7 protein-coding genes are annotated in these 8,168 nt (G+C 37.5%); 4 read left to right on the forward strand and 3 right to left on the reverse strand.

The genetic code is table 11. From position 1 onward, the window contains the following. Positions 1 to 255: 255 nt before the first annotated feature. On the reverse strand, positions 256 to 1,605 hold the full coding sequence (locus tag CD122_RS10005) for an aspartate kinase (RefSeq protein WP_103358835.1): 1,350 nt from the start codon (positions 1,603 to 1,605) through the stop codon (positions 256 to 258). Positions 1,606 to 1,794: 189 nt separating this feature from the next. On the opposite strand from CD122_RS10005, the gene CD122_RS10010 reads away from it, so the two are divergent. The 4 genes from CD122_RS10010 to CD122_RS10025 all read left to right on the forward strand — a co-directional run bounded on the left by CD122_RS10010 (position 1,795) and on the right by CD122_RS10025 (position 6,044). Continuing rightward, positions 1,795 to 3,078, forward strand: a complete 1,284-nt coding sequence (locus CD122_RS10010; RefSeq protein ID WP_103358836.1) for a homoserine dehydrogenase — start codon at positions 1,795 to 1,797, stop codon at positions 3,076 to 3,078. Positions 3,079 to 3,084: 6 nt separating this feature from the next. After that, complete coding sequence (gene thrC, locus CD122_RS10015; RefSeq protein WP_103358837.1) at positions 3,085 to 4,149, forward strand: threonine synthase; 1,065 nt, start codon at positions 3,085 to 3,087, stop codon at positions 4,147 to 4,149. Further along, positions 4,149 to 5,066: a homoserine kinase gene (gene thrB / locus CD122_RS10020; protein ID WP_206167760.1), complete on the forward strand. Its 918-nt coding sequence runs from the start codon at positions 4,149 to 4,151 to the stop codon at positions 5,064 to 5,066. The genes thrC and thrB overlap by 1 nt, the downstream gene beginning before the upstream one ends. 165 nt (positions 5,067 to 5,231) lie before the next feature. Continuing rightward, positions 5,232 to 6,044, forward strand: coding sequence for a Cof-type HAD-IIB family hydrolase (locus tag CD122_RS10025; protein ID WP_103358839.1), 813 nt, complete (start codon positions 5,232 to 5,234; stop codon positions 6,042 to 6,044). A gap of 57 nt (positions 6,045 to 6,101) precedes the next feature. On the opposite strand, the gene CD122_RS10030 is transcribed toward CD122_RS10025, so the two are convergent. Together CD122_RS10030 and CD122_RS10035 are read right to left on the reverse strand one after the other, a co-directional pair. Then, positions 6,102 to 6,416 carry a hypothetical protein gene (locus CD122_RS10030; protein WP_103358840.1) on the reverse strand — a complete coding sequence of 105 codons (315 nt, stop codon included), beginning with the start codon at positions 6,414 to 6,416 and terminating at the stop codon, positions 6,102 to 6,104. Between the two features lie 249 nt (positions 6,417 to 6,665). Next, positions 6,666 to 8,117, reverse strand: coding sequence for an amino acid permease (locus CD122_RS10035; protein ID WP_103358841.1), 1,452 nt, complete (start codon positions 8,115 to 8,117; stop codon positions 6,666 to 6,668). Positions 8,118 to 8,168 lie beyond the last annotated feature (51 nt).

The raw sequence follows: 8,168 nt of genomic DNA on the forward strand, positions 1-8,168 counted from the left end.
GAATAATGATTATGAATATAAATGAGGCTAAAATTATTGGTGGATAACGTCAGTTTTAAAGAGAAATGCAATATTTGAAGAAGTATAGTAACAGAATGAATTTTAGAGTGGAAAAATATATAATCTATTATGCGTTAATTTTGTGAATGAAAATCAAATGTTGTAAAAATAAGTAGAAACGTATAAAAGGTGGAGTGCTCATCCAAAATATAAACAAAGCACGAACAGCTCAAAAAGTTGCTCGTGCTTTATTAATTATTGATAACAATTTTGATAACAAGCCTTAACCGCTTCTTCGGCATCTTTATTCGAAATACCAAACATCATCGAAATCTCAGAAGAACCTTGGTTAATCATTTTCAAGTTGATGTTCGCATCGGCAAGTGCTGTTGTAATTTTATTAGCAGTACCGACCATAGCACTCATACCTTCACCAACAACCATTAAAATGGCTAAATCATGTTCGACGTTCAGTTCGTCAATTTCACACTGTGAACGAATCGCATTCAATACTTTTTCCTCTTTGCCGGCGAGTTGAGAGGTACGCATAATAATACTGATATTATCGATACCAGATGGCATATGGTCAAACGAGATATTGTTTTCTGCAAGTATATTTAATATTTTTACTGAGAAACCGACTTGTCTGTTCATTAAATATTTTTTGATGTTAATACTAGTAAAGCCTTTGTCACAACTAATACCAGTTACAACTCTGCGGCGATTAATTTCTCTATCATGCACGATATACGTACCGGGGTCGTCTGGGCGATTGGTATTTTTAATGACGACTGGAATGCGATAGCGATATAAAGGTTGTAACGCTTCATCGTGAAAGACGCCAAACCCTGCATAGGATAATTCTCGCATTTCTCGATAAGTAATCTCGCTAATGATTTCAGGAGAATGGATGACTGTAGGATTTGCTCGGAAAATACCAGAGACATCCGTAAAGTTTTCATAAAGATCTGCTTGAACACCGCGTGCAACAATAGCACCTGTAATATCAGACCCACCTCTAGGGAATGTTACGATATGGTTTGTTTCTGAATATCCGAAAAACCCGGGAATAATAATTTTTTCAGGAATATTGCGAATTTCTTTGATTTTATCGTAACTTGATGGCAGAATCTGCGCGTTTTCAGGCTCATCTGTCACAATAATACCCGCATCTTTAGGAGATAAATAAATTGTTGGCACACCTTGTTCATTGTTATATGCGGCAATGATTTGCGCATTGAAGTTTTCTCCTGAAGATTTTAACGCATCTAATAAACGTGCGGGTTGGTCTGCGAGTGTTTTAATATGTTGTTCGAGTGTCGAATCGATTTGTTGTAAGAGATCAGTTTTGAGTTCGAGTTCATCGATAATATCGCTGAAACGTTCTAGAATTTCTTGTTTCTTTGATTGGTAATCCAAACCATTAATGACTTTTTCATATAATCTGATTAAAAGGTCGGTTGCTTTGGTATCCTCAGCGTGACGCTTACCAGGTGCAGATACGATGATAATGCGTCTGTCCTCGTCACTGTTTACAATATTTAAAACTTTTTTAATCTGTGCTGCTGTAGCAACTGAGCTACCACCAAATTTTGATACTTTCATAATACATACAACCTTTCATTCATATTGGATTTCCTATTCAGTTTTAAACTGAAAAATGTTATGATAGAGATGTGTTTTTGAAATTTTTAGAACTTTACAAACTTTGTGAATGAACTTATACTAAACTATATTTATTCATATTTCAATATGTAGTTAATAATTTGTGCGAAACAATCGGAGGGATATTACATGAAACAACTCAATGTTGCATTATTAGGACTAGGGACTGTAGGTTCTGGCGTGGTTAAAATCATCGAAGAAAACCATCAACAGATTAAAGAAACCATTCAAAAAGACATTCAGATTAAACATATCTTAGTTCGTGATAAATCAAAAAAACGCCCACTTAACATTTCACAGTATCATTTGACCGAAGATGTAAATGATATTTTGAATGATGATGATGTGGATATCGTCATTGAGGTAATGGGTGGTATTGAACCAACTGTGGATTGGTTAAAAGCAGCATTGTCTCAGAAAAAACATGTAATTACAGCGAATAAGGATTTATTAGCAGTGCATTTACGCGTGCTAGAAGATCTTGCGCAAGAGAATGGTGTTGCACTCAAGTATGAAGCGAGTGTGGCAGGTGGGATTCCAATTGTCAATGCAATCAACAATGGTTTGAATGCGAACAATATTAGTAAGTTTATGGGGATCTTTAACGGAACATCTAACTTTATTTTAACGAAAATGACTGAAGAAGGTGCGCCATACGAAGCGGCATTACAAGAAGCACAGGATTTAGGCTTTGCAGAGGCAGATCCAACTGATGACGTGGAAGGTATTGATGCGGCACGTAAGGTTGTCATTACATCTTATTTATCATTCAACCAAGTGATTAAGCTTACAGATGTGACAACTGAAGGAATTAGTCGAGTGACGACAGGCGATATTGATGCGGCGAGAACACTCGGCTATAAGATTAAGTTGATTGGTAAAGGTACGTATACGAACGGACAAGTTGAAGCGTCTGTTAAGCCAACGTTAATTGCGCATAGTCACCAATTAGCAGCAGTCGAAAATGAGTACAATGCAATTTATGTGATTGGAGATGCTGTAGGCGAAACAATGTTCTACGGTAAAGGTGCAGGTAGCTTGGCAACAGGTTCAGCAGTTGTGAGTGACTTATTGAACGTATCCTTACAATTTGAATCTAATTTGCATACATTACCACCGCATTTTGAGTTGGCGACTGAAAAAACAAAAGAAATGATGGACACGACGGAACCGGAATCAATTAAAGAAAAAGAGAGTTATTACTTTGTGGTGACATGTCCAGATGTTTCTGATAAACAAATAGAGACAGATATTAAAGGTAATTTACCGTTTCATAAAACATTACAACTTACACAAATTGAAGACCGTCAATATGCAGTCGTTGTGATTGGTGTCGATGAGCAACCAACAGCAGCAATTGAGGCATTAGATGGTTATGAAGTACAAAAAATTTATCCGGTTGAAGGAGTCTGATTAGAAATGAAGTTATGGCAAGGGCTTGTAAAAGAATATGAACAATTTTTACCAGTAAATGAAAATACGCCGAATGTGTCGTTAAATGAAGGACACACACCGTTAATTTATTGTCCGACGATGTCTGAAATGTTGGGTATTGAATTGCATGTCAAATATGAAGGTGCCAATCCAACGGGCTCGTTTAAAGACCGTGGTATGGTGATGGCAGTGACAAAGGCGAAAGAGCAAGGGCGTAAAATTGTGATTTGTGCATCAACAGGGAACACATCAGCATCAGCGGCGGCGTATGCAGCAAGAGCTGGGTTGAAAGCGATTGTCGTGATTCCAGAAGGTAAGATTGCATTAGGAAAGTTATCGCAAGCTGTAATGTACGGTGCGCAAATTGTATCTATTGAAGGAAACTTTGATGAAGCATTAGAAATCGTTAAAGAGATTGCTCAAGACGGAGAAATCGAGCTTGTTAACTCTGTGAATCCATTCCGTATTGAAGGACAAAAAACAGCAGCATTCGAGATTGTTGAACAATTCGATGGTGCAGCACCAGATGTTTTAGCCATTCCAGTTGGTAACGCAGGGAATATTACAGCGTACTGGAAAGGTTTTAAAGAGTACAACGAACAGTCTGAAAGTGGTTTGCCAAAAATGTTTGGTTTCCAAGCAGAAGGTGCATCACCTATCGTCCAAAATAAAGTTGTGAAAAATCCAGAGACGATTGCAACAGCGATTCGTATCGGTAACCCTGCAAGTTGGGATAAGGCTGTGGATGCCATTGAGACGTCTAATGGTTTAATCGATGCTGTAACAGATGATGAAATCTTGGAAGCTTATCAATTGATGACGTCTAAAGAAGGTATTTTCAGTGAGCCGGCAAGTAATGCATCAATTGCTGGTTTGATTAAGCTACATCGACAAGGTAAACTCGAGAAAGGTCAAAAAGTAGTGGCAGTGTTAACTGGTAATGGTCTTAAAGACCCAGACACAGCGATTGGACTGTTAGAAAATCCAATTCAAGCATTGCCAAATGATAAAGACCAAATCATACAATATATTAAGGATGCATTAAAATGATAAAAAACAAGTTAAGCCTAAAAGTACCAGCATCAACTGCTAATCTTGGCTGTGGTTTTGACTCGATTGGCATGGCGCTCAATAAGTTTTTATATATTGATGCGCAACCTATTCGTGCACAGCAGTGGAAATTTCATCATGAGGGGCCACATCTTAATGGATTACCTGATGACAAGACGAACTATATTTATAAAACTGCGCAATATGTTGCAGAAAAATTTAATGTTCAGTTACCTGCATTGGAAATTAAAATGTATAGTGACATTCCATTGGCACGCGGGTTAGGGTCATCAGCATCGGCACTCGTAGCGGCATTGTATATTGCCAATTATTTTGGAGATATTGAATTGTCAAAGTATGAGTTGTTACAGTTAGCGACTGAAATAGAAGGACATCCCGATAATGTTGCACCTACGATATACGGCGGGCTTGTTGTTGGTTATCATAACGCAGAAACAAATATTACAGATGTTGCACATATTGATGTGCCGAATGTTGATTTTATCCTTACAATACCTGAGTATGAATTGGAAACGAAAAAGTCACGTGCTGTATTACCTGAAACCTTGAATCATAAAGATGCAGTTAAATACAGTGCGATTAGTAACACGATGATTAGTGCGTTGATTCAACACAATTATGAGTTGGCGGGTAAAATGATGGAACAGGATGGTTTGCATGAACCGTATCGTCAACATTTAATTCAAGACTTTGCCGCGGTTAAGCAAAAGGCACATGAGTATGGTGCATATGCAACGGTAATGTCTGGCGCGGGCTCTACTATTATGACAATGGTAAAGAAAGAACAGAGTGGTCCGTTAGTGCGCGCACTTCGCCAATCTTTTGAGAATTGTCATTCAGAACTTGTAACAGTCAATACTGAAGGCGTTGTAAGCCAATCTATTCATAAATACTAACAATTGAAGCAGTTTTGCTCACAAGTTTCAATGTGAGTGAAACTGCTTTGTTTATGTTTAAACTTGTAATATGAACTACTTTGACAGAATTATGTCGTATACTACTGACGCTATCATAAAGTTGTATGCTGTTGTAAGATATAGAGTGAAAAGGAGACAGATACTATGAAACCAGACTTAATCATATTTGATATGGATGATACACTATTAACTTCAGAAAATAGGGTGTCACAAGCAACAAAAGATTATTTATTGAAAGTGCAACAGCTCGGATATAAGTTAACATTAGCGTCAGGGCGTCCAACAGAAGGCATGTTGGCTGTTGCGAAAGAACTCGAACTTGATCGCTATGGCAGTTATATTATGAGCTATAATGGGGGTCAAACGATTGATGTGGCAAATCAAGCAGTGATCGCCAAACAAAGTGTGACGAAAGCAGACTTTGATCGTATTGTTGATTTTTGTCGTCAACATGACATGATGGTATTAACATATTATGAAGGACAGATTGTTTGTGAAGGGTCACATAAATACATGAACGTTGAATCACAATTGACGGGTATGCCAATGATTCAAGTGGAAGATATTAAAGCCTTTGTTAAAACGGATGTACCGAAAGCAATGGCAGTCGATGACGAAGATAAAATTGCACATATGTTTGCGACAGAGGCAATGCAATTTACTGATGAATTAGCTGTCACAATTAGTAAGCCATTTTTCTTGGAATTTATGAGTAAAGGCGTGTCAAAAGGGGCGGCGATCCGTCGTTTAGCAGAGCAACGTCACTTATCTGTAGAGAATATGATTGCCTTTGGTGATAGCGCCAATGATCTTGATATGATTGAAACAGTAGGTACAGGTGTTGCTATGGGGAATGCACTAGAGATTGTTAAAGAGAAAGCTGATTTCGTAACGAAAAGTCATGATGAAGATGGTATTCCGTTTATCTTAGAACGATTACTCGAAATAGAAGCCTAAAATTAAAACAGTGAAGTTGGTTTAATTACCAGCCTCACTGTTTTGTTTGTATTTGAGCTATTTAGCTGTATGCGTCCATTCTTTTTGGCCACGATGACGCTTAATATGTGCATAAATATAGTCGGCAGCATATTCTTGGTTTGTATAAATGGTAATGGCAAAAGCAGATTGATTCTCTTCAAACGGTACGTCCAAATAAAGTTCTTTTAAATGTTGATATAGATTTTCCATTTGGTCATGCGTCAAACTACTATATTCACGTAATGTACGCTTAAGTAGTTGCCCGTGCTTTTCCTCTAAAGATTGTACAACAATAACGAAGCGTTCTTCAGTTTTGAGCACATCATCAAAAAGGTTTGTTTGTCCCACCATATTAAAACCACCTTTATATGTTGTTTCTTTAATTATACCGTATTTATATAGCCGATAAAATAGAAAAAAAGAGGGAGTGGGACAGGAATCTCATTTATCAAAAAAGATTCCGTTGTCCCACCCCGGAAAGGCTGAGTAGGCGTGAAAAAAGCTTGTAAAAGCGTATTTTCACGCCAGTCAGCTACTGCCTTCTACATGAATACTCGAACTTACATTGAATGCTTCGATTAATGTCCATCTCCTAAATGATTACTTACGATATGATTCGTGTTCGCTCAAATCAATTTCTTCTAAAGGAACGACTTTTGTTTTATGAACGAGTTTATGAATTAAATAAATCATAAACAGTACAATAATTGGTAAGAAGTTTTGTGCCAATTTAGGTAAATCTAAGTGAATAATCGCTTCTGCTGAACTACCGAAAATCAAGAAGAAAATGGTTGCAAAAACTAAAATCGGACCGAATGGGAAAAACGGTGCTTTATATGGCAGCAATTGATTGATGTCTTTGTTCTGTACTTTGATTGCGCGTCTTAATCGAACTTGTGCTAATACACTTGATGCCCAAACGAATGTAATCAACGCACCAATAATATTAAGCAAGCTGATAACGCTCTCTGAATTATAGTTTGCATACACTGTAACAGAAGTGATAAAGACAAATGTTGTTAATAAGGCGTTGAGTGGTAACTTTGTTTGGCGATTAATCGTGCCTAGAAACTTTGGTGCTTGTCCATTTTCACTCAATGAGAACAACATACGACTTGTTGTGAAAATACCTGAGTTTGCTGCTGAAAGTAATGTTGTTAAGATGACAGCGTTAATCACTGAAGCGGCAAACGCAATACCTACTTTATCGAATACGATTGTGAAAGGACTTTGTGTAATTGAGCTATCTTCATTTAATAATGTAGGATCTGTATACGCTAAAATACCAGAAATGACTGCAATAGATAGCACATAGAAAAGTAAAATACGCCAGAATACTTGCTTAATTGCGCGTGGCATAGATTTTCTAGGGTCATCTGATTCACCAGCAGCAACAGCAACGACTTCAGTACCACCGACAGAGAATCCGGCGATTAGTAAAACACTTAGGAATCCTGAAAGACCACCGACGAATGGTGCTTCACCAACTGTGTAATTTTCAAAGCCATAATATTTGCCACCTAAAATACCAAAAATCATCAAAATACCTAAGATAATAAAAACGATAATTGTAATAACTTTGATAAGTGATAGCCAAAATTCTGCCTCACCAAACGCTTTAACTGAAAATACGTTGAGTAAGAAAATGATCAATAAGAAAATAATGCTCCAAACAAGGGGAGAGAAGAAATGGAAGGCATCCCAATATCCTATTACGTTGGATGCAACAATGATATCGATACTTGTAACAAGTGACCATATCGTCCAATACAACCAGCCCATCGTAAATCCTAGCGAAGGGTCTACAAATCGCGTGGAGTAACTACTAAACGAACCAGATACGGGATAAAAAGTTGCCATTTCACCAATTGATGACATTAAAAAGTACAACATGACACCAATTAATAAGTATGCGAGTATTGCACCACCTGGTCCAGCTTGTGCAATAACGCCCCCCGTAGCGACGAATAGGCCAGTTCCAATCGCACCACCAATTGCTATCATGGTAATGTGTCTTGATTGGAGGCCTCTATTTAAATTCTTTTCTTCCATAGACATCTGCTCCTCAAAATAAATAAAAGATTTCTATCTATTGTACTTGCA

It is taken from the genome of Staphylococcus rostri (assembly GCF_002902145.1).
GTDB classification, from domain to species: domain Bacteria; phylum Bacillota; class Bacilli; order Staphylococcales; family Staphylococcaceae; genus Staphylococcus; species Staphylococcus rostri.

Coding starts and splice junctions, on each gene's coding strand:
- CD122_RS10005 (WP_103358835.1), bottom strand. CDS start 1,605: ATGAAAGTATCAAAATTTGGTGGTAGCTCAGTTGCTACAGCAGCACAG.
- CD122_RS10010 (WP_103358836.1), top strand. CDS start 1,795: ATGAAACAACTCAATGTTGCATTATTAGGACTAGGGACTGTAGGTTCT.
- thrC (WP_103358837.1), top strand. CDS start 3,085: ATGAAGTTATGGCAAGGGCTTGTAAAAGAATATGAACAATTTTTACCA.
- CD122_RS10025 (WP_103358839.1), top strand. CDS start 5,232: ATGAAACCAGACTTAATCATATTTGATATGGATGATACACTATTAACT.
- CD122_RS10030 (WP_103358840.1), bottom strand. CDS start 6,416: ATGGTGGGACAAACAAACCTTTTTGATGATGTGCTCAAAACTGAAGAA.
- CD122_RS10035 (WP_103358841.1), bottom strand. CDS start 8,117: ATGGAAGAAAAGAATTTAAATAGAGGCCTCCAATCAAGACACATTACC.